Below are 23,219 nucleotides of genomic sequence, written 5' to 3'. Positions count from 1 at the left end.
GTTTACCACTATACGGAAACCAATTGGGGAAAAAATCCTGTGGATCTCTGAAAATGAATCATAATGATTAGGTCAAAAAACCCAAAAGATAGTGTCGTTAGATTGTTGTTGTCAAGAATTGATGTTTTCTGTAAAATGATTACCATGAAGAAAAAGGAAATAACTTTGATTGATTTTTCTGAAAAATTACAATCTTGAGAGAAAGGAAGAGGATATGTGAGCGTCATACCTTATGATTTGGTTGCGACAAAAATGAATTTTTGGTACACCGCTTTAAAAAACAATTGGCCTGGTCAGGCAGAAGATACTAGAAAAGAAGTTGAAAAAGAAATAGCTCAAATGGAAGAGAACCAAGACGTGCTTGTCTATTATAACTTATTGAAGTTTCGGCATAATCTTCAGTTTGATTACATGTACTCTGATCCAGGTGCGAATTTAGATGCACGCTTTGATGAATTTAAGAAAATTAGGGATCAGAATAATCTAGAAGGAATGTTGGAGTATTATTATCAATTCTTTGCAGGGATGTACCATTTCAGACAAAAGGAATTGATACTAGCACTGAATTTTTATAGAAATGCTGAGAAACAACTTGATTCTTTTGAGTGCGACGAATTGGAGAAAGCCGAATTTTATTTCAAAGCATCAGAAGTGTATTATCATATGAAACAAACGTTTTTTTCGATGAATTATGCCACCCGTGCATATAATATATACAAAAAATATGACACATACGGAGAACGTAGAGTCCAATGTCAGTTCATTTTAACGGGGAATTTAATTGACAAAATGTATCCAGAAAAAGCATTAATCAATTTACATAAAGCGCTTGAGGAATCAAATGATATCGGTGCTGATCATTTAATTGGCTCATCGCATTTGAATCTTGGAATATGTTATAATCAGCTTGAAGAACTTGAAAAGTCATCCAATCATCTCAAAAAAGCCCTGGAAGTGTATAAAGAGGGAAATCACAGCTTTATACCGAAAACTTTGTTTAACCTTGCCCATGTTAAAGCAAAGCAGGCTGAATGGAGAGCAGTCGATGACCTTTATTTTGAGGGGAAAGAATTGGCTGAAAAAAATCGCAACACATACGATCTTGCAAAACTTGAAATGCTAAAGGGGCTTTATTTGATTCATGATGTAGACTTAATCAGGGAGTCCTTTAAGTTCTTCAAAGACAATGGTCTGTATGCTGATATGGAAGACTATGGTGTCATCGCTGCAGAAGTTTTAGAGGGTAAAGAAAAAGTTCGCGATGCCTGTGAGTTCTACCGAATTGCATACGACGGAAGAAGACAAATTCAAAGGAGTGGGATTGTAGATGAAATCTAAGTTATTGATTTGTGCCGTTCTTTTATTAAGTGCAGTTGGCGCGATTGGTTCCTCATACGTCCAAGCTGACTATGCTTCTTATAAAGTTGCGGAGAGGTTAGCATCCTAATAACATAAATATTAAGTAGCTATTGAAGGAATAATTAATTTGATATACATTCAGTGCACGTTTCATCACATCAATGATACAGAAGAAAAGCCCTTCACATTTTTCAGAAGGGCTTATTTCATTTCTACGCCAACAATATCCTTAAATTTAATAAGGTTGGTGTCTCCTTTAGAATCCACAACATGGAAAGTGTTGTGCAGCTGGTTTATGTAATGGATATGGCCCTCTATTTGAACAATCTCCCCGGTTTCCGGTCCGTTAAGCATTGGCAGCGGCTTAAATACAGAAAACTGAACTGGATTATTAAACTCCATTGCTTCACTTATGATCATTTCCATATCCTCGATCTGAGACATGTCAAGAACCGGCCTTTTTACTTTGTCCTGGTTGCTTTCTAACTCGCGAAGCAGGCTGACATGCTCCGGCAGCATCATTGCCGTCCATTTGATTGATCCCCGATCTTTTAAGTTGTCATCTTTCATGGTGTTCATCTCCTTTGAGATGATTATAAGGGAACATTTGTTCTGTTTTCAACAAGAAAAATAACCCATCAAAAGTAAAGCCCTCTCCAAAGAGAAGGCTGTTATTTTGGCGGGCGAATTTCAATTACTATCACATTTTTTTTAAGCTGATATTTTAGGGTCAATTTACAAATTTCATTTGAGACTGAGTATTCAGGATTAGCCTTTTTGAGAGCAGTTTGTAAGGTATCCTCTTTAAAATTTAAAGCCTTCATTAATTTATACCCTGCGAGAGTGCCCGTGCTAGAAAAGTTTAAAACTTTGTCTTTGTTAACAGCAGTACTAATACGAAAGTTTATACCCGTAAGCTCTTTATTTTTATTATGTATACTGGATAGGATATAACCCTTATGCTCTGTGTCATTATCAGCTTCTTTTGCTAAAATGTGTACATAGCTGCCCCCATCAAGTTTGAAAAACTCCTCATCTTTTTGAAGATGTGAAGGGGTTTTTTCCTTACCGTCATAGACACCATTATCAATTTGATTGTTATATTCATCAATAAATTCATCTAGGCTGAAATTGAATCCGCCCTTTGGTTCAACTGATTCTGTTTTTTCTTTAGTTTCTGTTGTCTGATTGTCAGTTTTGTTTTGCGGTACGCTACTACACCCCGCCAGCACCAAAAACATAACCAGTAATATCTTTTTCATTATGATCCCCCTCTTATTTTAAAACGAACATTTACATTTTAAAACAAATGAGGGGGCGTTTCCAACATGTGTTTGTGTATCTTCTTCGGTTGATGATTAGGATACACCAAGCTAAAGAAATTTTTAAAAAGCAGAAAAAAATTGAAACGTTCTTTTGATTAACGCCGTCTAACCTTAGGGCCGTCGATCTTTTTAGGGTTTATGTAAACTTTACATGCCTCTACCTGAATTCTAAAAATCAGGTGATCCACAAGCGCACCGTCTTTATCGGCAGCCTGAATTCTTCCATTGTCCATCCGCGGGAAGTGTTTAAGGAGGCTTTGAAGCGGTCTGCCGCTTCTTTTATCTGCGTACACAACCATCCTTCGGGAGACCCGGCACCGAGCAGCGAAGATATCGATGTTACAAGGCGTCTCAATGAATGCGGACAGCTCATCGGAATCGAATTGCTCGACCATATTGTCATCGGCGATCAAAAATTTGTGAGCTTAAAAGAAAAAGGATATTTGTAACACTTTTTTTTTCATTAAATTAAGCTATAATAGAATTTATGGGTTTTTGCTTAGGAATTTGTTTTAAGAAAGGAAGATACATACAAATGTTTGGAATTGGTGCGAGAGACCTTGGAATAGATTTGGGAACGGCGAATACGCTTGTCTTTGTCAAAGGAAAAGGAATTGTCGTTAGGGAGCCTTCTGTCGTTGCGCTTCAAACGGACACAAAGCAAATTGTCGCAGTCGGTAATGATGCGAAAAATATGATCGGACGGACTCCGGGAAATGTCGTTGCGCTCCGCCCGATGAAAGACGGAGTCATCGCTGATTATGAAACGACAGCCACGATGATGAAGCATTATATTAGCAAAGCTGTGAAAAACAAAGGATTGTTTGCAAGAAAACCGTATGTAATGGTCTGCGTTCCATCCGGAATTACAGCGGTAGAACAGCGTGCGGTTATCGATGCCACACGCCAGGCGGGCGCAAGAGACGCCTATCCGATTGAAGAACCGTTTGCCGCGGCGATCGGCGCAAACCTGCCTGTTTGGGAGCCGACCGGAAGCATGGTTGTTGACATCGGCGGCGGAACGACCGAAGTCGCGATTATTTCCCTCGGAGGAATCGTCACATCCCAATCCATCCGGATAGCGGGAGATGAGATGGACGAGGCGATCATCTCTTATATCAGAAAAACGTACAATCTGATGATCGGGGATCGCACCGCCGAAGCTATCAAACTAGAAATCGGCTCGGCCGAAGCCGGTGAAAACGGAGAAAGCATGGAAATACGCGGCCGCGATCTTTTAACAGGACTGCCGAAAACGATTGAAATCACCGAGAAAGAAATTACGGCGGCGCTTCGCGATACTGTGTCTGCAATCGTAGACGCCGTGAAAAATACGCTGGAAAAAACACCGCCTGAACTTGCGGCTGACATTATGGACCGCGGAATCGTCCTGACGGGCGGAGGCGCGCTTCTTCGCCATTTGGATAAAGTCATCAGCGAAGAAACGAAAATGCCGGTTATCATTGCGGAAGACCCTCTTGACTGTGTAGCGATCGGGACAGGTAAAGCACTCGAACAAATTCATCTATTTAAAGGGAAAAATTAAGGACACAGTGAAATAGAAGAGGTGTATAATCATGCCGCAGTTTTTTACGAATAAACGGTTGATGCTTTTACTCCTTTGTATCATCATTTTGGTGGCAATGATTGGATTTTCGTTGAAGAACGACCGTAATGCAACTTGGCCCGAAAAATTCATTGGCGATACAACTGGTGTATTCCAAAACATTTTTCATACGCCCGCTCAGTTTTTTTCGGGCTTCTTTGAAAATGTAGAAGACTTAAAAAACACTTATGATGAAAACGAGCGCCTGCGGAAGAAGCTTGACGGCCAGACTCAGTATGAAGCAAAGCTGCAGGAACTTGAAAACGAAAACAAGTCCCTTCGCAAGGAGCTCGGCCATTTGAAGTCGATCAGAGACTTTAATCCGATACTGGCGACTGTCATCGCCAGAAACCCGGATAAGTATGAATGGTGGAACATGATCACGATTAACAAAGGCTCCAAGCATGGCGTGAAAAAAGACATGGCGGTCACAGACGAAAACGGCAACCTGATCGGTAAAATCGACAGCACGAAAGTGAATAGCTTCACTTCCACTGTCCAGCTTTTGAGCGCGACGGACAGAAACAACCGAATTTCGACCATCGTCTCGGCTAATAAAGGCAAAAAAACGGTAAACGGCATCATCAACGGATATGATTCTGACAAAAAGGCGCTGTCGATGGAAATTATTGATCCTGATAAAGAAAGGGATATCAAAAAAGGCGACCTGGTCGAAACCTCCGGGGCAGGCGGAGTATTTCCAAAAGGCTTAACGATCGGAAAGGTGACCGAGGTCGAACCCGATTCTTACGGTTTGACGAAAATCGCTTACGTGAAGCCGGCTGCTGATTTGTATAATCTTGATAATGTCATTGTCGTTGATCGGACACTTGACACGGTAAATGAGGAGGAGGGAGGATCGTGAAGCGGTTCCTTCTTCCTGTCATTATGATGTTCGTTTTGGCATCTGAAAGCGTTTATGCGGATTTTGTCAGATTGCCCTTTATCGGCGATGATCAGCAGCTGATTCCGCGCTTTCTGCTGCTCGTCTTAGTTTTTATGACGGCTTACGTCAATCAGTCGTTTGCCATTACATATGGATTTATATTCGGACTGCTATATGATATTAACTATACCGACCTTTTGGGCGTATACATGTTTGGTTTTGCCGGTATTTGTTATTTAACGTCAAAGGCGTTTAAAGTGCTGCAGACGAACGCGCTTGTCGTGATCTTCATATCGGTGCTTGCCGTCTGTGTCCTTGAATTTTATCAATACGGCGTACAGATGTTAATACGGCCGGAGATCATGCCGTTCCATCAATTTGTGCTGGAAAGGCTGCTTCCTACTCTCGGATTAAATGCGGTTGCGGGAATTTTGCTCATTTACCCGTTCAAAGCGTTTTTTACCAGTCTTAAGAAAGAGCTTCGGGAAGAGTAAAAAAAGGATTTTATCAGCCGATGTCGAAATGAGTATGATGTTGAGGTGAACACCGTGAAGACCCAAAAGCAGCAATACGTAACAATTAAAGGAACGAAAAATGGATTGACGCTTCATCTTGATGACACATGCTCTTTTGAAGAATTATTGAACGGTCTTCAGGATATGCTGTCACTCGAACATTATATGGATGGAAAAGGCCAGAAAATCAGTGTTCTCGTCAAGCTTGGCTACCGCTATGTGACGAAGGAACAAGAAGCAAGGCTGACCGAAGTGATCACTGAGAAGCAAAATCTGTTTATCCAGTCCATCGAAAGTGAAGTCATGACCAAAAAAGAAGCCGACCGCTTAAAAAAAGAAAGCGAGGTCATTTCGGTCGCCAAAATCGTCCGTTCGGGACAAGTCCTGGAAACAGAAGGCGATTTGCTTCTCATCGGGGATGTGAACCCGGGAGGAATGGTGAAGGCCGGAGGAAATATTTTTGTCCTCGGCTCTTTAAGAGGGATTGCCCACGCTGGTTTTAACGGAAATAAACGAGCTGTTATTGCGGCTTCGGATATGAGACCGACTCAATTACGCATAAATCATGTGCTCAATCGCTCCCCAGACCACATCCAAGAAGGGAACGACATGGAATGTGCTTATTTAGACGAAGAAGAGAATATGGTCATTGACCGCCTTCAACAATTGGCTCATTTAAGACCTAGTTTAACAAGGCTTGAGGGAGGAATGTAAAGTTGGGTGAAGCTATCGTAATAACCTCGGGGAAAGGCGGAGTAGGCAAAACGACAACATCCGCGAATCTTGGCACCGCTTTGGCCATCTTGGGAAAGCGGGTATGTCTTGTTGACACAGACATCGGCCTGCGCAATCTCGATGTCGTCATGGGCCTTGAGAATCGAATTATCTATGATCTGGTGGATGTCGTTGAAGAAAGATGCAAAATCCATCAGGCGCTTGTAAAGGATAAACGCTTTGATGACCTGCTTTATTTGCTTCCGGCGGCACAGACGAGCGACAAATCGGCGGTTTTGCCGGAGCAGATGGTCAAATTAATCCAGCAGTTAAAACAGGATTTTGACTATATCGTTATTGACTGTCCGGCAGGAATTGAGCAGGGTTATAAAAATGCGGTTTCCGGCGCTGACAAAGCGATTGTCGTGACGACACCGGAAATTTCCGCCGTTCGTGACGCCGATCGGATTATCGGACTTCTCGAAAAAGAGGAAAACATTGAGCCGCCCCGTCTGATCGTCAACCGGATCCGCAATCATTTAATGAAAAACGGCGATACGCTTGACGTTGACGAAGTGATTCAGCATTTATCCATCGAATTGATCGGCATCGTCGCCGATGATGATGAAGTCATTAAAGCATCCAACAATGGAGAGCCGGTTGTTATGGACCCCAACAACAAGGCTTCCATCGCATACCGGAACATCGCCCGCCGCGTACTCGGCGAATCCGTGCCTTTACAATCTTTTGAAGAAGAACATAAAGGTGTGTTTGCCAGAATCAAATCGTTCTTCGGCGTGCGCGCATAATGTCAAAAAGCAATCTCAAGTTAAGAGATTGCTTTTTTCATAGCTTTTATTCTCTATCTTCATGTTCCACATAATGTTTCAGCATGGAGAGCTTGTTGTCCCAATACCGTTCGAAATAGGAGAGCCACTCCTGCAATTCGATCAGCGCTTCGGGGTGAAGCCTGTACAGCTTTTCCCTTCCCGCTTTTCGTTCACTTACAAGCCGCGCCTCAGACAAAATCCGCAAATGCTTGGAGACGGCCGTCCTTGTTATTGGAAAATGGCTGCTGATATCGGTAATGGGCATTTCCCGATCAGCGAGAAGCTTCAGCAGCTTCCTCCTCGTCGGATCGGCGACTGCCCGAAACACATCATGTTTTTGCGCTGATGAAGACACTAGCCTTCAACTGCCATACGAAGCTTTTGATTGACGAGCCCTTCCCAGCCGCCGCTCATCCTGTCGCGGACGTCCGAATTGTTTGCCCTCGCTTTTGAAACGATTTCTTCCGGCTCTCCCCAGCCGGAGTGAATCAAAGTAAACTCAGTATCGCCGCCGGCTGTCTCTTTTAATTCAAAGGTCACGATCCAGCCTGACGTGTCCCAGGTGAAAGAGAGGCGATGCGGAGCTTCAAGCTCAATCACCTTGCACGGTGAAGGTCCATATGGCGACTGCAGGGTGAATTCATGGCCGATTTCAGGCTGAAAATTGTTCGGCATGAACCAGGCGGCAATTCCCTCGCTTGTCGCAACCGCTTCCCATACTTTTTGGATCGGCGCATGAAATGTGACCTTTTTATGTATATCAGGCACATGGCTGTTTTGTTCTTTCATTCGAATACCCCCGTCATGAAAAATACGAAACCAAAAGGTTTCATTTTATATTATACGAAACCTTTTGGTTTCATGTCAATAATATCGGTATAAATGCAGTGGACAAGACATATCATGGTACAAACCAACGTGAATGTAAAGGATGAGGGGTATGAGTCACAGAGCAGATGAAATCCGCAAAAGAATCGCGAAAAAGCGAAAACGGAAAACGCCGGCAAATGGAACGGGCCGCCCTGACAGATCAAAACGCCCGCTGTCACCGCCCGCCTGGACAGCCTTTCCGGAGGATGATAAACATGAGGAGTTCCCCGCATATGAAGGGGGTTCAACTTTGATAAACGGAAAGCATCCGCTTATAAAGGCTGATGCATTCATCATAAAATGCCTCCTCTCAGCATGCCTCGTTCTCGTGTCCGCCATTGCTTATAAAGGCCATTTTGAACCCGTGAAGCAGGTCAAACCGGTGATCAGCCGGATGTTCTCAGAAGAATTTCAGTTTGCGGCCCTTGGACATTGGTATGAATCAAAGTTCGGACATCCGCTTTCGCTGTTTCAGCCGAAAAGCGGAAAGCAGTCAGATCAAATGGAGGTCAACCAGGAGCTTGTCACCCCTGCGATGGGAAAAGTTCAGCAGAAATTTTCCGGAGAGGGGATCAAAGTCGAAACGGAAAGCGAAACGATTGAGAGCATGAAAGAGGGCTATGTCATTGAAGTGGAAAAAAGCCCGGAGACAGGCCTGACGGTTGTCATCCAGCATGCCGATAACAGCTACACCTATTACGGACAGTTGAAAAAGGTCGATGTCGCTTTATACGATTTCGTCGATAAAGGAGCCAAGCTCGGAACGATTCAGCAAAACAAAGACCATAAAGGCGTCTATTATTTTGCGATTAAACAAGGAGACGAATTTGTCGATCCGATACAGGTGATATCATTTGATGAATAGATGGACAGAGCTCATCGCAAAGCTTCATATCCATCCCCTGCTCTGGCTTGTGATGGCGCTCGCTTTAATGACCGGGCATATTAAAGCGTTATTTTGCTTAATGATCGTCATTTTGATTCATGAACTTGGCCATGCCGCCGCCGCTGTCTATTTTTCCTGGAGGATCAAACGGATTTTTCTGCTTCCTTTCGGGGGAGCCCTTGAGGTTGACGAGCATGGAAACAGGCCGTTAAAAGAAGAACTTGCCGTCGTTTGCGCGGGTCCGGTACAGCACATATGGCTTCAGTCAGCCGCTTGGCTGATGTCTGTCAATTCGCTTCTCGAACCGAAAATGTTTGATATGTTTACATTTTACAACTTGACGATCCTGCTGATGAATCTGTTTCCCGTTTGGCCGCTGGACGGGGGTAAGCTGTTGTTTCTGCTTTTTTCGAAATATTTGCCGTATCAAAAGGCGCAGCAAATGATCCTGTCCGTATCGTGTGTTGGCTGTGCGCTGTTCATGATAGCGGTTTTGGCGGTTTCTCCAATGCAGCTGAGCGCCTGGGTGCTGCTCGTATTTCTGTCCGTCTCCCTTTACAGGGAATACAGAAGCAGGCATTACGCCCATATCCGTTTTCTGCTTGAACGCTATTACGGAAAAGAGCGGGAAGTCCGCCGGCTTGCACCGCTCACCGTTTGCGCGGATGAGCGCATATACAACGTCATGCTGATGTTCAGGAGAGGCTGCAAGCATCCGATTATCATTGAAAAAGACGGAGAAAAGCTGAGCCAGCTCGATGAAAATGAGGTTCTTCACGCCTATTTTGCCGATAAACGAACGACGTCCTCAATGGAAGAGCTTCTGTTGGTTTATTGAAAACTGTATTGACAATCGTCTGTGATTCTGGTATATTTTTTAATGTTATGGATGTAGCACCCGTGCTACAACCGCTCAGCGCAGGTGTTAAGTGCTTGATAAAGCCCCCTGCTGACTGGCGAGTCTTAGTTTATTAGGAGGTGCAGAGATGTACGCAATTATTCAAACAGGCGGAAAACAAATCAAAGTTGAAGAAGGTCAAACTGTATACGTTGAAAAGCTTGCTGCTGAAGCTGGCGAAACGGTTACTTTTGACAACGTATTGTTTGTCGGCGGTGAAAACGTTAAAGTTGGAAACCCTACGGTTGAAGGTGCTACGGTAACAGGCAAGGTTGAGAAACAAGGCCGCGCTAAAAAAATTACCGTATTTAAGTACAAGCCGAAGAAAAACCAACATAAAAAACAAGGTCATCGTCAGCCTTACACAAAAGTCGTAATTGAAAAAATTAACGCTTAAGGCGTGTAGGATATGATTCAGGCAACAATTACAAGATCCCGGCTGGACGGGGACATTTTGTCCTTTGAAATGACGGGGCATGCGAATTTTGCTGAACATGGACACGATCTCGTTTGTGCGGGGGCATCTGCCGTTGCTTTCGGAGCCGTCAATGCTGTCATCGCACTGACCGGCATTGATCCGATTCTCGATCTTGGGGAAGACGGGGGATATTTGTCTTTCCGGTTCCCTGATGAGACAGATCAGGAAGCGCGGAGCAAAGCTGAGCTGCTTCTTGAAGGCATGATCGTTTCCCTGCAAACGATCGAACGGGATTACAAAGGTTACTTACGAGTAACAGAGAACAAAATATAGGAGGTGAGCTACATGCTAAGACTAGATCTTCAGTTTTTCGCTTCTAAAAAAGGAGTAGGTTCAACGAAAAACGGACGTGACTCTGAGGCTAAACGTTTAGGTGCTAAACGTGCTGACGGTCAATTCGTAACAGGCGGTTCCATCCTTTACCGTCAACGCGGAACAAAAATTTACCCAGGTGAAAACGTGGGCCGCGGCGGAGATGACACTCTATTTGCGAAAATCGACGGAACTGTTAAATTCGAACGTTTCGGCCGTGACCGCAAAAAAGTGAGCGTATATCCTGTAGCCTAACCTTTAAACGAAACTCCGGTCGTTCTGACCGGAGTTTTTTACATATCAATTTCAATCCCGGGCACGCTATCCGGCAAATGCCGGGATTCCGCTGGAGATTCCGCATAAACGTGTTTCATTTATACTGTCTTCTCTGTTATAATTCAAAGTACAAACCGGATCAGACTCCTAAAAAGAGACCGAACGATTGGGAGTGCCAAAATGGAAGAAATATCGAAAAAACGAGAAAAGAATATCGATGATACGGCTTTGACTCATGAGCTTATCCATCTGCTCAGCCACTCAAGGCACGACTGGATGAATAAACTTCAATTGATTAAAGGAAACCTAACATTAAAGAAATATGACCGCGTGTTTGAAATCATTGATGAAGTGGTCATTGAGGCTCAGCATGAATCAAAGCTTTCAAACCTGAAAATACCGCGGTTTGCTTACGATTTGCTCACGTTTAACTGGACGGCTCATTCGCTGACGCTTGAATATGAGGTGATCGGAGAAGTCAGGGATCTCTCGGCTTATGACGAAAAGCTGGTGATTCTCATCAGAAAGCTGTTTCGGATTTTTGACGACTGCGTATCAAAAGAGAGCGAAAACCATTTGACCGTCACGCTGCAAACGGACGGACCCGAAGGCAGCCTCGTCATTTATCTCGACTTTCACGGCGTCTTGACAGAGCTTATCGGCTTTGAAGAATTTCATAAATCACCTGAAGATTTTTATGAAATCAGGCGGCTCGATGTTTCAGAACGTGAATGTCTTGCTGAAATCCACGTCAAGTAAACGCGGTTTTAAAGGAATAGAACGGAGGACATTATGTTTGTTGATCAGGTAAAAGTATATGTTAAAGGCGGGGACGGAGGCAACGGAATGGTTGCGTTCCGCCGCGAAAAATATGTGCCGAAAGGTGGCCCTGCGGGGGGAGACGGCGGAAAAGGCGGAGACGTCGTGTTTAAAGTCGACGAAGGCCTCAGCACGCTGATGGATTTTCGCTATCAGAGGCATTTCAAGGCTGCCCGCGGAGAGCATGGCATGTCCAAAAACCAGCACGGCAGAAATGCGGAGGATATGGTTATCAAAGTTCCGCCGGGCACCGTTGTCATTGATGATGATACGAAACAGGTGATCGCCGATTTGACGGAACACGGACAGGAGGCCGTCATTGCCAAAGGCGGACGCGGAGGCCGCGGCAACACCCGGTTTGCGACACCCGCAAATCCGGCGCCGCAGCTTTCGGAAAACGGCGAACCGGGCAAAGAGCGCTACATCGTTCTTGAATTAAAGGTGTTGGCCGATGTCGGGCTTGTCGGCTTTCCGAGCGTCGGAAAGTCAACGCTTTTGTCTGTCGTTTCTTCAGCCAAGCCGAAAATCGCCGATTATCACTTTACCACGCTTGCTCCGAACCTCGGCATGGTGGAAACCGATGACGGCCGCAGCTTTGTGATGGCTGACCTTCCGGGGCTGATTGAAGGCGCTCATGAAGGAGTCGGCCTTGGCCATCAGTTCTTGAGACATATCGAGAGAACGCGTGTTATCGTTCATGTGATTGACATGTCAGGTCTTGAAGGACGCGATCCTTACGAGGATTATGTGACAATCAACAAGGAGCTTGAGCAGTACAATCTCAGGCTGACAGAACGGCCGCAGATTATCGTCGCCAATAAGATGGATATGCCTGAGGCAGAAGAAAACCTGAAGGCGTTTAAAGAAAAACTCACAGACGATCATCCCGTTTTCCCGATCAGCGCCGTCACAAGACAGGGGTTGAGAGATCTGCTGTTTGAGATCGCCAATCGTTTGGAAACGACGACTGAATTCCCGCTGTATGACGAGGAAGAACTGACAGAAAACAGGGTCATGTACAAATTGGAAGACGAAGAGGCGCCGTTTGAAATTACCCGTGACTCTGACGGAACCTTCGTCCTGAGCGGAGCCAAGCTCGAACGCTTATTTAAAATGACGGATTTTTCAAGGGACGAGTCCGTCAAGCGGTTTGCGAGACAGCTTCGCGGCATGGGCGTTGATGATGCATTGCGCGCGCGAGGGGCAAAAGACGGGGATACGATACGTTTGCTTGAATTTGAATTTGAATTCATTGATTGATCGTGCCGGAGAGTTTGCGATGCAAACTCTCCGACATTCATTAGGGATACAGGGTTTTTTAAAAGGAGAGAAGAACCATTGAAAGAGAAGACCTTTTATCTTGTCAGGGAAGACGTGCTGCCCGAAGCCATGCGGAAAACGCTTGAGGTCAAAAAGCTGATCGAACGGAAGAAAGCCGAATCTGTAGCAGAAGCCGTCCAAAAAGTCGATTTAAGCAGGAGCGCTTTTTACAAGTACAGAGATGCGGTGTTTCCTTTTTATACAATGGTCAAAGAACAAATCATCACGCTTTTTTTCCATTTGGAAGACCGTTCGGGAACATTATCGCACCTGCTGCAGGTTGTGGCTGATTCAGGGTGCAACGTGCTGTCGATTCACCAGACGATCCCCCTTCAAGGAAGAGCCAATGTCACATTATCACTCAGCACGAGGGGAATGGCTGAAAATGTTGATATGCTTATGAACAAATTAAGAAAGCTGGAATTCGTAGAAAAGGTCGAAATACTAGGTTCGGGCGCTTAAGGGAGAGAAGTGTATATACCATGAACATGAAAGTCGGTTATTTAGGTCCAGAAGCAACATTTACCCATTTGGCCGTGTGCTCTTGTTTTGCAGAGGCCAAACAGCAAGCATATAATACGATACCTGCCTGTATGGACGCAGCCATGAGCGGTGAAATCGATCTTGCCGTTGTTCCGCTGGAAAACGCGATCGAAGGATCGGTGAACATGACGATCGATTATTTAATCCATGAACAGCCTCTTTATATTGTCGGGGAAATCACAGCGCCGATCCGCCAGCATTTGCTGGTGCACCCTTCAAGAAAAGAAGAATGGACGAACATTGAGAAAATCTATTCCCACTCACACGCGATTGCGCAATGCCACAAGTTTTTGCACCGCCAGTTTGATTCGGTTCCGTTTGAATACGCGACTTCGACGGGAGCGGCGGCAAAATACGTGAGCGAGAACCCGGACAAAAACATCGCGGTGATCGCCAATGAAATGGCGGCGAAAACGTACCGATTAGACATTGTAAAGCGGGACATTCACGACTACGAATATAATCATACGAGATTTGTCATGCTCCATCCGGATCAGCATGCTTCCGTTCAAGTGAATCCGGAATTATCATCAAGGCCGAAGACGACTTTGATGGTGACCCTTCCTTCGGATAGATCCGGGGCGCTTCATCAAGTGCTGTCCGCTTTCGCCTGGAGAAATTTGAATCTTTCTAAAATTGAATCCAGGCCGACAAAAACGGGGTTGGGAAATTACTTTTTTATCATTGATATCGAAATGGCGTTAGACGACGTCCTTATCCCAGGTGCTGCGGCAGAGCTTGAAGCATTGGGCTGCAAAGTGAAGGTGCTCGGGACGTACAATGCCTATGTCTTATAACGAAAAGGTCCTTATGCCATTAGGCAAAAGGACCTTTTCGTTTATTCTTGAATTAAGATGCCGGCTTTCTTCAGCGCATCGCAAGCCTGTTCGATTTTCTCTTCATCGTCTGCCTCCAGCGTGTGAAGGTGTATGCCGTTTGTCAGCTGTGACAAGTATGCGGCGTTTGTCGAAGAAATTTTTTTCACGAAATCTGCGACTTCCTTTCTCGTGCTGACTCTGATGGATGCTGTCAGATCGCCGTACACGGGATGCTCGATCGTAACATCCTTTACCGTCACCCCAAAATCGACGATCATGTTCAGTTCTTCTTCCGTTTTGCCGGGATCGTGGTCGCAGGCGATGATACGTTTGACCGGCTGTTTGTCAGAGGCTTGCGTCCGCAAATACATATATCCCTGACTCGTTGCAATAATCGGTTCATTTTTTGCTTTTAATAAGGATATATCCTGTACGATCACCTGTCTTGAAACAGAAGCTTTTTTCGCCAGCTCGCTGCCCGTCAGAGGTTTCTCAGATTCTTTAAGCCATGCGAGCAGGTGTTTTCGCCGCTCAGCTCCCGTAAGTTTTAATCCGTCTGTCAATCCGATGGTCTCCTTTCTCATGTTTTCATCTTTTCAAATACGTCCAGCAGTTTATCTACGTGCTCTTTTGTCGTCTTATATCCGAACGAAATTCGGATGAAGCGAAGAGCCTGCTCCATTGGAACGCGGAGAGCTTTCATCGTGTTTGACGGCTCTTGATGGCCCGCGGAACACGCGCTTCCCGTTGAAATGCAAATACCGCGCCTGTTACATTCCAGCATAACATATTGTCCTTCAAAGGAATGAAAAAAACAACCCAAAATATGCGGAAGCACTTTGTGACCGGCCGAATCGGAGACGGCGAGGGAGACGGGAAGGCTCCGTTCCTGCAAGCGCCGCAAAAAATAGCCGCGAAGCTTTTGGTGTTTTTCAAAAACGGCGTCCATCCTGCCGGCCGTCTTGTCAGCCGCCGTAATAAATGCGCCGATTCCGGGCACATTGACGGTGCCGCTGCGAAAACCGTTCTCATGCAGAGTTCCGGGATAAACCGGCTTCCAGTCTACGCCCGGCCGAATATAAACAGCGCCTATGCCTTTCGGACCGTATACTTTATGGCTTGAAACGGATAAAGCGTCGACGCCGAGTTCTTCAACGTTTACCGGGATTTTGGCAAACGTTTGAACGGCATCGCTGTGCAGGAGAACGCCCCGTTCATGCAAAAAGGAGGACAATTCAGCGAGCGGCTGGATGATTCCTGTTTCTGAATTGGCATGCTGGATCGAGACAAGCCCTGTGTCAGGACGGAGGTGCCGTTCTAATATATCGGCCGTGATCACCCCGTTTGCGTCAGGCTTCATCGTGCTGACTTCGGATCCGAGCGCGATCAGTTGCCGCTTTAAAATATGCATGGACTGATGCTCCATTTCCGTCATGATAAAATGGCGCTTTCCTGAAGGCAGACCGTTCAATATCGAATGGACGGCCAACATATTCGATTCGGTCCCGCCGCTCGTAAAATAAATGCCTTCAGCCTCGCCTGAGATGATCTCTGCCAGCTTAGCACGGCAGTAATGCAAAACGCTCTCCGCTTTTCCGCCGGCGTCATGAAGGCTGCTTGAATTTCCGTAAACCTCTTTGCTCAATTGTTCAAACGCTTGCAGGGCATCGCTTAAGACAGGGGTTGTCGCTGCATAGTCAAGATATATCACGATCATCGTCTCCATTATAAAAAATGCTTGAGTTTATTTTATCTATATGTAAATATATGTGTCAAGACACATGTAAATTTACAGGAGGAATCATCATGTCTTCTCAGACCATTGTTGTGGTCGGCGCCGGAGCGGCTGCGCTGTCTTTTGCTGCCGCGATGCCCCCTTCATATGAAGTCATCGTCATCACCAAAAGCTCGGTGCATGACAGCAATTCGATGCTCGCGCAAGGCGGTATTGCCGCCTCTGTACAGCCGCAGGATTCAAGTGCGGCGCACGCTGAGGACACATTATACGCCGGAGGCGGCCACAATCATATCGAAACAGTCAATGATGCTGTTGTAGACGGACGCAGAATCGTGATGGAGCTGATCAGCCAATCCTTCCCTTTTGACAAGGACCGAAATGGACGGCTTCAGCTCGGAAAGGAGGGGGCCCACTCGGCCAACCGGATTTTGCATGCCGGCGGAGACGCGACGGGCCGGATGCTTGTCAGGCATCTCATCAGCCGGCTTCATTCGAATGTCATCCTGAGGGAATACGAAGCCGCTTGTGAGCTATGGATCGATAACGGCCGCTGTGCAGGCGTCTGGACAAAAGATCAGGCGGGCTCGGTGCGTCTCAGGAAGGCGGATTATGTGGTGTTGGCGGCCGGAGGGTGCGGAAACCTTTTTCAAATGCACACGAACAACCGCTCAGTGACAAGCGACGGCCTTTCATTGGCATACCGGGCCGGAGCCTGCCTGACCGATTTGGAATTCGTTCAATTTCACCCTACGCTGCTCGCGAAAAACGGGCGGGCGTGCGGACTGGTTTCAGAGGCCGTCCGCGGAGAGGGAGCCGTCCTGATTGATGAAAACGGGCGCAGGATCATGGAAGGAGTTCATCCGTTAAAGGATTTGGCGCCCCGCGACATCGTAGCACGGGCGATTCATGATCATCAGAAGCAGGGAAGCCGCGTATTTTTGGATATCAGCGAGATTCCGGACTTTTATCAGCGGTTTCCGACAGTCTCTACTCTTTGTGAACAAGCGGGAATCTCAATTGAAAAAGGGAGGCTTCCCGTATCGCCCGGCATGCACTTTTTAATGGGCGGCATATCTGTGAACAGGTGGGGGGAAACGTCAGTGCCGCACCTTTATGCCATCGGAGAAGCGGCGTGTACCGGTTTTCACGGTGCCAACCGGCTGGCGAGCAATTCTCTTCTGGAATGTCTCGTTTACGGAAAAAGAGCGGCAAAACGGATCCAAACCGCCACGAACAGGATGTCTCTCAGCGCAAAACGGCCAAGCTTGGAAGAGATTACATTTGCCGTGCCTGAATGCAGCCTCGAAGACATCCGCAAAAACATGACCGATCATGTTTCGATCATCAGAACGGCGGACGAACTGAAGAAGGTGAAAAAATGGTTTGAACAGATGCCGGTTCAGATTATAAATGTGAAAGAAATCACAAATGAAGCGCTTGAATTGGCTCATTTGTGGCAGACGGCCACATTGATGACAGATTCCGCCTTGCTGCGGAAGGAAAGCAGAGGTGGGCATTTTCGCTCTGATTTTCCTTTTCGGGATGATGCGGGATGGAAAGGCAAACAGATTGTTCATTCAAAAGGAAGCATAACGATTAGACAAAACGAAGGGATTGTAAACAATGCAGCAGCTCACGCTTAAGCGCATGCTCGAACAATTTTTCAAAGAAGACATCGGCTGGGGAGATCTCACGTCCCAAGCCATTTTTGCCGAAGAGCAGGAATGCGAGGCTTTCATTTCTGCGAAGGAAAACGGCTTGTTTGCAGGTGCGATGGTTGTAAAGGAAGGATTTGGGCTGATCGATAGCAAAATCGCCGTCGACATCGATAAAAATGACGGTGAGCCCGTTGAAAAAGGGGAAGTAATCGCCAGGCTCAAAGGACCGGCAGCCTCGCTTTTGACAGGTGAGCGGGTCGTTTTAAACCTCATTCAGCGAATGTCAGGCATCGCCACGCTGACAAAGCAGTCGGTCTTGCGTTTAAATGACCCTGAGATCAGAATATGTGACACGAGAAAGACGACTCCCGGGCTCCGCATGCTTGAAAAACACGCCGTCAAAACGGGCGGCGGCGCAAATCACCGCTTTGGACTCGACGGAGGGGTCATGATCAAAGACAACCATATTGCCGCCTGCGGCTCGATCCGAAAAGCTGTTGAAAAAGCGCGGGCAGCCTGCGGGCACATGATCAAGATCGAAGTGGAGATCGAATCAGAGACAGAGCTCGCCGAGGCGATCGAAGCTGAAGCGGACATCATTATGTTTGACAACTGTTCTCCGGAGACGGTTCGGAAATTTGCGGACATGACGCCCCCGGGCATTATAACGGAAGCATCGGGCGGCATTACGTTCGAAAATTTGCCGTTATACAGGGGGACAGGTGTTGACTACATTTCACTGGGTTATTTGACGCATTCGGCGAAAGCCCTCGATATCAGCATGAATGTCAATTTGAAGAAAATGGGAGAGATAACAAAATGTCGATTTTAAACATGATGAACAAAAAGATGATGATGCCCGACTCTTATAAAGAGCTGCCTGATGAAGAAATGAAGAAGAGAATTTTGCATATCAAAAAGAAATACGGAGAAAAGCTGTTTATCCCAGGCCATCACTATCAAAAAGATGAAGTCATCCAATTTGCGGACGCCACAGGGGATTCATTGCAGCTCGCCCAAGTGGCGCAGCAAAACAACAAAGCGGAATATATTGCGTTTTGCGGGGTGCATTTTATGGCAGAAACCGCAGATATGCTGACGGAAAACGATCAGGTCGTCGTTTTGCCTGATATGAGAGCCGGCTGCTCAATGGCTGATATGGCCAACATGCAGCAAACAAACAAGGCGTGGGAAAAGCTGACGGACATATTCGGAGAGACGATCATTCCGCTCACATATGTGAATTCGACGGCTGAAATTAAAGCTTTTACCGGAAGAAACGGAGGAGCTGCAGTCACATCATCGAACGCGAAACATATACTGAGATGGGCGCTTACACAAAAGAAGCGGATTTTATTTCTTCCGGATCAGCATCTGGGACGCAATACGGCATATGATCTCGGCATTCCCCTCAACCGGATGGCAGTTTGGGATCCTATTGAAGAAAAGCTGCTGTACGATGGGGATGTGCAGGAGATAAAGGTCATTTTGTGGAGGGGGCATTGTTCAGTTCACGAAAAATTTACCGTGAACAATATCAAAAGCATAAAAGAACGCGATCCCGCCATCAATGTCATTGTTCATCCCGAATGTACACACGAAGTCGTGATGCAGAGCGATTTCAGCGGTTCTACGAAATACATCATCGACACCATCAACAAGGCTGAACCGGGGAGCAAATGGGCGATTGGAACAGAGATGAACCTTGTACAGAGAATCATCAACGAGCATCCTGACAAACAAATCGAATCTCTCAATCCGGACATGTGCCCGTGCCTGACGATGAACAGAATCGACATGCCTCATTTGCTGTGGTCATTAGAGCAAATCGATAAAGGCGAACCGGCCGGCGTCATAAAGGTTGAAGAATACATCACAAAAGATGCCATCAGCGCTCTCAATAGGATGTTAAGCATCAGCTGACGCCGAAGAACAAGTTTTTATCATAACCCCGTCTATTTCCGCATAAATTTGTGAGGAAACATATTTGTTATTCTAATGCGTTCGTTCACGTTTTTGCATAGGAGGGGAAAACGTTGAAAATTCATATTGTCCAAAAGGGCGACTCTCTGGAAAAAATTGCAGAAAGATACGAAGTAGACTTTCAGGAATTGAAGAAATTAAATTCTCAGCTGAGCAACCCGGATCTGATCATGCCCGGAATGAAAATAAAAGTACCGTCTGGAGGAGTGCCGGTCAAAAAAGAAGAAGAACAGCTCAATATGCGGAAGGAATTACCTAAAAAGAAGGGATTGCCTAAAAAGGAACTTCCCAAAAAGGAACTTCCAAAAATGGAGCACCCATTTGCACAAGAAAAGCCTAAAGAAAAAGTGGAAATCGAAGACGTAAAGATGAAAGAAAAGCCTTCGATCCCGTATGTTCCGCCTGTTCCAAATCTGGGGCAGCCAGGTTTGCCGGAAGGCGATATTTCCAATCTTTATCAAAATGTAAATCAGCTTCATCAGCCGTTTGTACCTCCAAAACCTTATGAACATCAAGAGAAAGAGTCAAACATGTATTTTCCATGGACAAATGAGGAGGAGAGTAAAATGGAAAACGTCAACTATCCAAACGTTCCGAACCCTCAGCATGCAGGCGCAGCAGCTGAGGAACCCCCTGCCTACCACGGGATGCCGAACGTAGCAGCAGCCGGATATTATCATCATCCGCACTACTTTCATCACTATCCGTATTATCCGGGTTGCTTGATTCCGGTTTCGCCGGTATTGCCGGGTTCTGGTTTGTGCCATCCGTGGCACCACTATCCTGCCCACATGCATTATATGCCTTATGCGCATCATGGCTATGTATCTCCGGCAGAATATGAAGGCGGGGAAAACGCCGGACACGACAATGCCGGCCATCATCACACCCACCATCATCAGCCCATGACGGCTCCGGCCTACATGCTGTCTTTCGGAGCTTATCCGAGTCAAACGTACCCTTCATTTGCGCCGCCGAATGTCGGACACACGGGTGACCCGAACATCGCGCACGCCGGTGAAGAAGACTGCGGATGCGGACCGGCGCAATATTCGGGAGGCTATCCGACAGGCTACCCCGGCGGCATGCCATACGGACAAATGCCCGGACAAATGCCGCAAATGGGTGCACCTTACGAGACAGGCGCATACGGACAGCAGCCGGCTGCAGGGCAAATGTTTAGCAGACCGGAAGAGGATGAAGACTGATTTCATTCGGGACGATGATATATCGTTCCTTTTTTAATGTCATCTTTCCTTAAGCGCTTCATACCAAAGAGAGCGTATTGTCTATAACTGTCAAGGGTAACTCCCGGCATCCCGCACATCCTAAAAATGAGCGTCATGCTCAAACATTAAAGCGGTTTTCACGGGGGGTTCAACCATTGGATAAGAAGCTGAAAGTGTTCTCTAGTGTCTTGCTTTTAACGGCGGGTCTTTCAGCATGCGGTTATAACAATGCCATGGATACGAGAAACAATACGCGTCCGGTCGGATATTATTCAAACGATCCGGAGCGTGATGCCGGTTTCGATCAAGACGGTCCTGTAACCGACATGATGGAAAATATGAACGGCCGAAACGGCACAACGAACGTATCGAATGACAATCGCATTCCGACCGGGGATGGAACGTACAGCAGGGGAGACATGAATTATCACAACCATTTGGTAAATGCGGCCAACACCGGATATAACACGCCGCAAAACCGCAACATCTCACGGAACATCACCGAACGAGTCAATAAAATGGACGATATTAACGAAAGCCAGGCGGTTGTAACAGACCAAACGGTCATCATCGCCGTGCGTGCCGACAAAAGGCTGACGAATGATGATAAAAATCAAATCAGAAAAACGGCCAAAGACTTTGCCGGCAATCGTACCGTTCAAATCACAGCCGACAATGGCGCATTCACCAGACTTCGGGAAATGAATAACAATTTCCAAAACGTATGGGATCGCGGGGACACCACGAACGAGCATTTGAACCGCCTGCGGAACCAGTGACAAGCAAAGTGCCGGGCCCGAACGCCCGGCATTTTCCCGTTTTCTTTACAAAACCGGGCAAAAACGTTTAAAGTGATACATAGAGACGACTCAATTTGTTTGGAGGTAGAAAGTCATGGCTGGCCATTCTAAATGGAAAAACATTCAGAAACGAAAAAATGCCCAAGATGCAAAGCGGGGCAAAATTTTCATGAAGCTTGCCAAAGAAATCTATGTTGCGGCAAGAGGGGGCGGACCTGATCCGGAAACCAACGCAAGCCTGCGTCTCGCAATCGATAAAGCCAAAGGGGCAAACATGCCGAATGATAACATTGACCGTGCGATCAAAAAGGCGGCCGGAAATCAGGACGGCAGCCACTATGAGGAAATTACCTATGAAGGGTACGGCCCTTCCGGTGTCGCTGTAATGGTCAAATGTTTAACAGATAACAAAAACCGGACGGCGACAAACGTCAGAACCGCTTTCAGCAAAAACGGCGGCAGCCTCGGAGAGACAGGCTGCGTTTCTTACATGTTCAACCGGAAGGGATATATTGCCATCGAACGTGAGGAACTTGAGACAGATGAAGATGAATTCATGCTCGAAGTCATTGATATAGGCGCTGATGAGCTTGAAACGAGCGATGAACTGTTTGAATTATATACAGAACCGGAGCAATTTGAGGAGATCAAAAAGGAATTGGAGAACCGCGGGTATCAGCCTGCGACCGCTGAAATCACAATGGTCCCTGAGACGTATGCCGAAATTGATGAACCGGTTCAGGAAAAAATCGAAAAACTCGTTGATGCGCTTGAAGATGATGATGATGTCCAGGAAGTGTATACCAACGTTCATTAAATAAAAAGGACGCTTTAACGAAAGGGCGTCCTTTTCCTATGTCTTTAACCATTTCAAAACCGCTCCCGAACAGCAGCGGAGACAAGATTGGTTTTGGATCATATATTATGAGGGAGATTGGCATAAAGGGAAAGGAGGGTGTATAAATGGCTGAAAATTTCCAAAATGACATCCCGGCTGTTAATGCAGAGGAATTAAATGCACAAACGGCCCAAATCCTTGAGCAGGTCAACAATATGATCTCTGGCTTTGGCCAGTCCATTTCTGACTTGGTTCAGCAGAACGGCAATGTCGATTTAAGCAATGCCGACTGGACAAACAATCAAAACTTAGAGCTGAACCAATCCATTCAAAACCTTGTCAACGATTATATCCAAAGTATCAACAGTCTGAATTCCCAGCTGAACGGAACGCTCGGTCAGACCGTTGACGGAACGATTGTGCAGAAAAATAACGACGAATAGGATATCGTTGGCTTGGTTTGTCGGCAAAGCTGATTTTAGCATTGCCGGCATTTTTTATAGATACACGGCTGCGGA

The 23,219-nt window shown here is 46.2% G+C and carries 27 protein-coding genes, 2 pseudogenes and 1 other annotated feature; of the genes and pseudogenes, 23 read left to right on the top strand and 6 right to left on the bottom strand.

Annotation, left to right across the window (positions count from 1 at the left end):
• The first annotated feature begins 216 nt into the window (after positions 1–216).
• On the top strand, positions 217–1,338 hold the full coding sequence (locus AB447_RS05835) for a Rap family tetratricopeptide repeat protein (RefSeq protein ID WP_035338316.1): 1,122 nt from the start codon (positions 217–219) through the stop codon (positions 1,336–1,338).
• 222 nt (positions 1,339–1,560) lie between these two features.
• Here AB447_RS05835 and AB447_RS05830 read toward each other — a convergent pair whose 3' ends face one another.
• Complete coding sequence (locus tag AB447_RS05830) at positions 1,561–1,929, bottom strand: YolD-like family protein (protein ID WP_082634625.1); 369 nt, start codon at positions 1,927–1,929, stop codon at positions 1,561–1,563.
• A 101-nt stretch (positions 1,930–2,030) separates the two neighbouring features.
• Positions 2,031–2,621, bottom strand: a complete 591-nt coding sequence (locus AB447_RS05825; protein WP_057957467.1) for a hypothetical protein — start codon at positions 2,619–2,621, stop codon at positions 2,031–2,033.
• 209 nt (positions 2,622–2,830) lie between these two features.
• Between AB447_RS05825 and radC the strand changes: the two are divergent.
• The 6 genes and pseudogenes from radC to minD form a co-directional block, all read left to right on the top strand.
• Positions 2,831–3,133, top strand: a pseudogene (gene radC, locus AB447_RS05820) (RadC family protein); the annotation flags it as partial.
• Positions 3,134–3,219: 86 nt separating this feature from the next.
• Positions 3,220–4,230, top strand: coding sequence for a rod shape-determining protein (locus AB447_RS05815; RefSeq protein WP_048353516.1), 1,011 nt, complete (start codon positions 3,220–3,222; stop codon positions 4,228–4,230).
• A gap of 31 nt (positions 4,231–4,261) precedes the next feature.
• Entirely contained in the window at positions 4,262–5,155 is an 894-nt protein-coding gene (mreC, locus tag AB447_RS05810) for a rod shape-determining protein MreC (protein ID WP_048353517.1), read from the top strand.
• The gene (gene mreD, locus AB447_RS05805) at positions 5,152–5,670 is read left to right on the top strand and encodes a rod shape-determining protein MreD (protein WP_048353518.1); all 519 of its coding nucleotides are present in this window, start codon (positions 5,152–5,154) and stop codon (positions 5,668–5,670) included. Before mreC ends, mreD begins: the two co-directional genes overlap by 4 nt.
• A gap of 54 nt (positions 5,671–5,724) precedes the next feature.
• On the top strand, positions 5,725–6,405 hold the full coding sequence (gene minC / locus AB447_RS05800) for a septum site-determining protein MinC (RefSeq protein ID WP_048353519.1): 681 nt from the start codon (positions 5,725–5,727) through the stop codon (positions 6,403–6,405).
• Positions 6,406–6,407: 2 nt separating this feature from the next.
• A complete protein-coding gene (gene minD, locus AB447_RS05795) occupies positions 6,408–7,214 on the top strand; it encodes a septum site-determining protein MinD (RefSeq protein WP_048353520.1) in 807 nt (268 codons plus the stop codon).
• A 46-nt stretch (positions 7,215–7,260) separates the two neighbouring features.
• On the opposite strand, the gene AB447_RS05790 is transcribed toward minD, so the two are convergent.
• Together AB447_RS05790 and AB447_RS05785 are read right to left on the bottom strand one after the other, a co-directional pair.
• A complete protein-coding gene (locus AB447_RS05790) occupies positions 7,261–7,590 on the bottom strand; it encodes an ArsR/SmtB family transcription factor (RefSeq protein WP_048353521.1) in 330 nt (109 codons plus the stop codon).
• On the bottom strand, positions 7,590–8,024 hold the full coding sequence (locus AB447_RS05785) for an SRPBCC family protein (protein WP_048353522.1): 435 nt from the start codon (positions 8,022–8,024) through the stop codon (positions 7,590–7,592). Before AB447_RS05785 ends, AB447_RS05790 begins: the two co-directional genes overlap by 1 nt.
• A 151-nt stretch (positions 8,025–8,175) precedes the next feature.
• Between AB447_RS05785 and AB447_RS05780 the strand changes: the two genes are divergently transcribed.
• From AB447_RS05780 to pheA, 9 genes are all read left to right on the top strand, one after another.
• Entirely contained in the window at positions 8,176–8,970 is a 795-nt protein-coding gene (locus tag AB447_RS05780) for a peptidoglycan DD-metalloendopeptidase family protein (protein ID WP_048353523.1), read from the top strand.
• Complete coding sequence (locus AB447_RS05775; RefSeq protein ID WP_048353524.1) at positions 8,963–9,829, top strand: M50 family metallopeptidase; 867 nt, start codon at positions 8,963–8,965, stop codon at positions 9,827–9,829. The genes AB447_RS05780 and AB447_RS05775 overlap by 8 nt, the downstream gene beginning before the upstream one ends.
• Positions 9,830–9,888: 59 nt before the next feature.
• Positions 9,889–9,965, top strand: a sequence feature (ribosomal protein L21 leader region).
• Between the two features lie 12 nt (positions 9,966–9,977).
• Positions 9,978–10,286 carry a 50S ribosomal protein L21 gene (gene rplU / locus AB447_RS05770; protein ID WP_006637846.1) on the top strand — a complete coding sequence of 103 codons (309 nt, stop codon included), beginning with the start codon at positions 9,978–9,980 and terminating at the stop codon, positions 10,284–10,286.
• A 12-nt stretch (positions 10,287–10,298) separates the two neighbouring features.
• Entirely contained in the window at positions 10,299–10,640 is a 342-nt protein-coding gene (locus AB447_RS05765) for a ribosomal-processing cysteine protease Prp (protein ID WP_048353525.1), read from the top strand.
• A gap of 12 nt (positions 10,641–10,652) precedes the next feature.
• Positions 10,653–10,934, top strand: a complete 282-nt coding sequence (gene rpmA, locus AB447_RS05760) for a 50S ribosomal protein L27 (protein ID WP_006637844.1) — start codon at positions 10,653–10,655, stop codon at positions 10,932–10,934.
• 201 nt (positions 10,935–11,135) lie between these two features.
• A complete protein-coding gene (locus AB447_RS05755; protein ID WP_048353526.1) occupies positions 11,136–11,714 on the top strand; it encodes a sporulation initiation phosphotransferase B in 579 nt (192 codons plus the stop codon).
• A gap of 33 nt (positions 11,715–11,747) precedes the next feature.
• Complete coding sequence (obgE, locus tag AB447_RS05750; protein WP_048353527.1) at positions 11,748–13,034, top strand: GTPase ObgE; 1,287 nt, start codon at positions 11,748–11,750, stop codon at positions 13,032–13,034.
• A gap of 78 nt (positions 13,035–13,112) precedes the next feature.
• Positions 13,113–13,556, top strand: a complete 444-nt coding sequence (locus AB447_RS05745) for an ACT domain-containing protein (protein WP_048353528.1) — start codon at positions 13,113–13,115, stop codon at positions 13,554–13,556.
• Between the two features lie 26 nt (positions 13,557–13,582).
• The gene (pheA, locus tag AB447_RS05740; RefSeq protein WP_048353596.1) at positions 13,583–14,434 is read left to right on the top strand and encodes a prephenate dehydratase; all 852 of its coding nucleotides are present in this window, start codon (positions 13,583–13,585) and stop codon (positions 14,432–14,434) included.
• Between the two features lie 41 nt (positions 14,435–14,475).
• Here pheA and AB447_RS05735 read toward each other — a convergent pair whose 3' ends face one another.
• Both AB447_RS05735 and AB447_RS05730 read right to left on the bottom strand, forming a co-directional pair.
• Entirely contained in the window at positions 14,476–15,018 is a 543-nt protein-coding gene (locus tag AB447_RS05735; RefSeq protein ID WP_048353597.1) for a transcription repressor NadR, read from the bottom strand.
• Positions 14,987–16,166: pseudogene (locus tag AB447_RS05730) on the bottom strand (IscS subfamily cysteine desulfurase). The gene AB447_RS05735 and the pseudogene AB447_RS05730 overlap by 32 nt, the downstream one beginning before the upstream one ends.
• Positions 16,167–16,261: 95 nt before the next feature.
• Between AB447_RS05730 and nadB the strand changes: the two are divergent.
• The 7 genes from nadB (at position 16,262) to AB447_RS05695 (ending at position 23,144) form a co-directional block, all read left to right on the top strand.
• Positions 16,262–17,836 carry an L-aspartate oxidase gene (nadB, locus tag AB447_RS05725; protein WP_048353529.1) on the top strand — a complete coding sequence of 525 codons (1,575 nt, stop codon included), beginning with the start codon at positions 16,262–16,264 and terminating at the stop codon, positions 17,834–17,836.
• Entirely contained in the window at positions 17,817–18,683 is an 867-nt protein-coding gene (gene nadC / locus AB447_RS05720; protein ID WP_048353530.1) for a carboxylating nicotinate-nucleotide diphosphorylase, read from the top strand. The genes nadB and nadC overlap by 20 nt, the downstream gene beginning before the upstream one ends.
• Positions 18,671–19,774, top strand: a complete 1,104-nt coding sequence (gene nadA, locus AB447_RS05715; protein ID WP_057957466.1) for a quinolinate synthase NadA — start codon at positions 18,671–18,673, stop codon at positions 19,772–19,774. The genes nadC and nadA overlap by 13 nt, the downstream gene beginning before the upstream one ends.
• Before the next feature lie 113 nt (positions 19,775–19,887).
• Complete coding sequence (gene safA / locus AB447_RS05710) at positions 19,888–21,042, top strand: SafA/ExsA family spore coat assembly protein (protein WP_048353531.1); 1,155 nt, start codon at positions 19,888–19,890, stop codon at positions 21,040–21,042.
• 176 nt (positions 21,043–21,218) lie between these two features.
• Entirely contained in the window at positions 21,219–21,842 is a 624-nt protein-coding gene (locus AB447_RS05705) for a YhcN/YlaJ family sporulation lipoprotein (protein ID WP_048353532.1), read from the top strand.
• 115 nt (positions 21,843–21,957) lie between these two features.
• Positions 21,958–22,680, top strand: coding sequence for a YebC/PmpR family DNA-binding transcriptional regulator (locus AB447_RS05700; RefSeq protein WP_048353533.1), 723 nt, complete (start codon positions 21,958–21,960; stop codon positions 22,678–22,680).
• Positions 22,681–22,826: 146 nt separating this feature from the next.
• A complete protein-coding gene (locus tag AB447_RS05695; RefSeq protein WP_048353534.1) occupies positions 22,827–23,144 on the top strand; it encodes a hypothetical protein in 318 nt (105 codons plus the stop codon).
• The last annotated feature ends 75 nt before the right edge of the window (positions 23,145–23,219 follow it).

The organism is Bacillus glycinifermentans (assembly GCF_001042475.2).
GTDB lineage: Bacteria > Bacillota > Bacilli > Bacillales > Bacillaceae > Bacillus > Bacillus glycinifermentans.
Note: the sequence above shows the minus strand (reverse complement) of the source record. Positions and strands in the feature narration are given on the sequence as shown.

Bases quoted from the DNA above. Each gene is read 5' to 3' on its own strand.
- AB447_RS05775 (WP_048353524.1), top strand. From the start codon at position 8,963: ATGAATAGATGGACAGAGCTCATCGCAAAGCTTCATATCCATCCCCTG.
- nadA (WP_057957466.1), top strand. From the start codon at position 18,671: ATGTCGATTTTAAACATGATGAACAAAAAGATGATGATGCCCGACTCT.
- AB447_RS05830 (WP_082634625.1), bottom strand. From the start codon at position 1,929: ATGAAAGATGACAACTTAAAAGATCGGGGATCAATCAAATGGACGGCA.
- nadC (WP_048353530.1), top strand. From the start codon at position 17,817: ATGCAGCAGCTCACGCTTAAGCGCATGCTCGAACAATTTTTCAAAGAA.
- rpmA (WP_006637844.1), top strand. From the start codon at position 10,653: ATGCTAAGACTAGATCTTCAGTTTTTCGCTTCTAAAAAAGGAGTAGGT.
- AB447_RS05700 (WP_048353533.1), top strand. From the start codon at position 21,958: ATGGCTGGCCATTCTAAATGGAAAAACATTCAGAAACGAAAAAATGCC.
- obgE (WP_048353527.1), top strand. From the start codon at position 11,748: ATGTTTGTTGATCAGGTAAAAGTATATGTTAAAGGCGGGGACGGAGGC.
- AB447_RS05825 (WP_057957467.1), bottom strand. From the start codon at position 2,621: ATGAAAAAGATATTACTGGTTATGTTTTTGGTGCTGGCGGGGTGTAGT.
- AB447_RS05815 (WP_048353516.1), top strand. From the start codon at position 3,220: ATGTTTGGAATTGGTGCGAGAGACCTTGGAATAGATTTGGGAACGGCG.
- nadB (WP_048353529.1), top strand. From the start codon at position 16,262: ATGTCTTCTCAGACCATTGTTGTGGTCGGCGCCGGAGCGGCTGCGCTG.
- pheA (WP_048353596.1), top strand. From the start codon at position 13,583: ATGAAAGTCGGTTATTTAGGTCCAGAAGCAACATTTACCCATTTGGCC.
- rplU (WP_006637846.1), top strand. From the start codon at position 9,978: ATGTACGCAATTATTCAAACAGGCGGAAAACAAATCAAAGTTGAAGAA.
- AB447_RS05780 (WP_048353523.1), top strand. From the start codon at position 8,176: ATGAGTCACAGAGCAGATGAAATCCGCAAAAGAATCGCGAAAAAGCGA.
- mreC (WP_048353517.1), top strand. From the start codon at position 4,262: ATGCCGCAGTTTTTTACGAATAAACGGTTGATGCTTTTACTCCTTTGT.
- AB447_RS05755 (WP_048353526.1), top strand. From the start codon at position 11,136: ATGGAAGAAATATCGAAAAAACGAGAAAAGAATATCGATGATACGGCT.
- AB447_RS05695 (WP_048353534.1), top strand. From the start codon at position 22,827: ATGGCTGAAAATTTCCAAAATGACATCCCGGCTGTTAATGCAGAGGAA.
- AB447_RS05785 (WP_048353522.1), bottom strand. From the start codon at position 8,024: ATGAAAGAACAAAACAGCCATGTGCCTGATATACATAAAAAGGTCACA.
- AB447_RS05765 (WP_048353525.1), top strand. From the start codon at position 10,299: ATGATTCAGGCAACAATTACAAGATCCCGGCTGGACGGGGACATTTTG.